Annotated in this window: 2 protein-coding genes; both read right to left on the bottom strand. The window is 54.5% G+C overall.

Annotated elements, in window-relative coordinates:
• Nucleotides 1-226 precede the first annotated feature (226 nt).
• Nucleotides 227-1,276 (bottom strand): Cna B-type domain-containing protein, encoded by a 1,050-nt coding sequence (locus tag JS533_RS13550; protein WP_241515340.1) that lies wholly within the window; start codon nt 1,274-1,276, stop codon nt 227-229.
• 127 nt (nt 1,277-1,403) lie between these two features.
• Nucleotides 1,404-2,087: SpaA isopeptide-forming pilin-related protein (locus JS533_RS13545; protein WP_241515338.1), on the bottom strand; the 684-nt coding region annotated here is incomplete at its 5' end.

The raw sequence follows: 2,087 nt of genomic DNA, 5'->3' as shown, positions 1-2,087 counted from the left end.
CAGGCCACCACAACCACTGTGGTTATTGAAGCTCAACCTCCAACCCCAGAAATCCTTCCGAAGCTGGCGGAGCCTCGGCTCCCTCGGCTGAGGGAGCTGGCCGCCGCAGGCGGACTGAGGGAGCGTCACGGCCGCAAGGCCGCCAACAAACACGGCATCGTGCGCAGCACGATTCCAATACACACAGCGCAGAACCACCGCTCTGCTACCCGAATCAGCACACTCTTCAGTTATTCGAAGCCTTATGCCTACGACGGACTCGAAGCACAGCCAACCCAGCCCCAGACAACCCAACCGCACAAGCCGCGGCAGTCGTCACATTCGAACCAGTCTCAGCAGGAGGAGTCCTCGACGGAGGCGTACTCGGCGGCGGAGTCTTCTTTTTAGGAGGATTCGGCGGCGGATTGTACGTATTCGTGATGATAGTTTCATCCGACTCACGATCCACGAGAACCGTGTAATGCTCAGCGACTGTCTTCTCCACGATCCGATACTCATGATCAGCGGGAAGATCAGACCACTCATACGACCACCCATTCGCTGCGTTCAGCTCAGCCTCGTTAAAGACCTTGCCATCCTGCAACAGTTGGACGATCACCTTGGAAGGACGATTCGCTTCCGTATCGTTCTTCCACACCTTGGTAACCTTCTTCTTCACCTTCTCCTCAGTAGGAGGCGGCGGAGTCTCCCGAGGACTGCATTCGGTCTTCGGCTGCAACGTCACATCCAACGAACCAGAATCAGAAGGCAACACCACCAAAGTAGAAGAAGCCTTACACGACAGTGAATCACCGTCATACGCGTCAACCGTCACCAGATACAATCCCCGCGACAGATCCTTAAACACCGCAGTGCCAGTAGAGTCTGTAGTTTGATCAGCCTGCGACTTCAAAGTGTCGCGGGAAATGTACCCGGCAAGCGTCTCAGCCAACTGACGGAAAGTTTCCGAATCCGCACCAGATATGTTCCAGTCCACGGAATACTTCTTGAACTGGGAAGTCGGCGTGAACCCATCATTGTTACCGTTCCAGTCAGCCACATGATACAGATGAGCTTGAGCCCCAACGATGGGAGCATCATCATCTTGATAGTTCACCGTGATACTCCCCTGCCCGTCTGCCGCATACGCGGTGGAAGCAGGAAGCAACACAGCAAAACCAGTCAACAACAAAGCCAGTGAGCAGACCGCTGCAAGGACACTCGTCACCCAGCGCGCCCCCAGCGCTCTCACGCCACAACCACGACTATCGTGGTCACCGTTTGCGTTAGCCAACATCGTCTCCCCACAGAGATCCCAAGAAAACAGAGAGGTTCTTTGCTCCGCCCCGCCTCAACAACGAGACGAAGCAAAGAACTTAAGGATGATCCTCATCCTCAACAAGTGAGGATCAGCAGACCACTATTCAGCGGTTGGAGAAGCGACGACGCAGACCAAACCACAGGCCAGCAGCCACCACAAACGCACCACCAAGCGCGTAGAGGATCACCGTACCCATACCACCAGTGGACGGGAGCTCGGAACCCTTGTAGTTCACGATGTTCACTTCCGGCTTACCCTTATCCGAGTTGGTGCTCTGAACTTTGAAGTACTCGTCAGTCGAAGGAATAACAGTACCGTTCAGATCAGTGAACTTCAGCTCAGTGAGCTGCGGATTGTCAGAAGTCTCATCGTGAACAGCGACGATCTTGAACTCCTTGTCAGGCATCTTGTTGTAGGTGTCAGGAGCCTCGTCCTCAACGAGCTTGTACCGGCCAGCGTCAAGGCCGGAGAACGTGAACTTCGCCGCATGATTTTCGGTATTAAAGGATTCAACCAGCTCGTACTTGTCGTCCGCAGTGGAGTTCTTGTTCCACTTGTACAGGCTGAACTTCGCGCCCGTCAGCTGAGTCCCGGAGGAATCAACCTTGGTAGCGTTCAGCTCAAACGTGAACACGGTGACCTTATCCTCAGGAGTGTCACTGAAGTGGCCTGATTTTTGTTCCGTCTCTGCTATGAGACGGCTTGTGCCATCTGCTTTTGATAATACTCGTTCTCGACCTGTTCCGGTGTCCTGTAGCCCAGGGAGGCGTGCAGTCGCTTCGAGTTG

Source organism: Bifidobacterium amazonense, assembly GCF_018555435.2.
Taxonomy (GTDB): Bacteria; Actinomycetota; Actinomycetes; order Actinomycetales; family Bifidobacteriaceae; genus Bifidobacterium; species Bifidobacterium amazonense.
The sequence above is the reverse complement of the archived record's forward strand: the minus strand, read 5'-3'. Positions and strand labels throughout refer to the sequence as shown.

What these genes read in the sequence shown, in the direction of transcription:
- JS533_RS13550 (WP_241515340.1), bottom strand. Translation starts at nt 1,276, where the DNA reads ATGTTGGCTAACGCAAACGGTGACCACGATAGTCGTGGTTGTGGCGTG.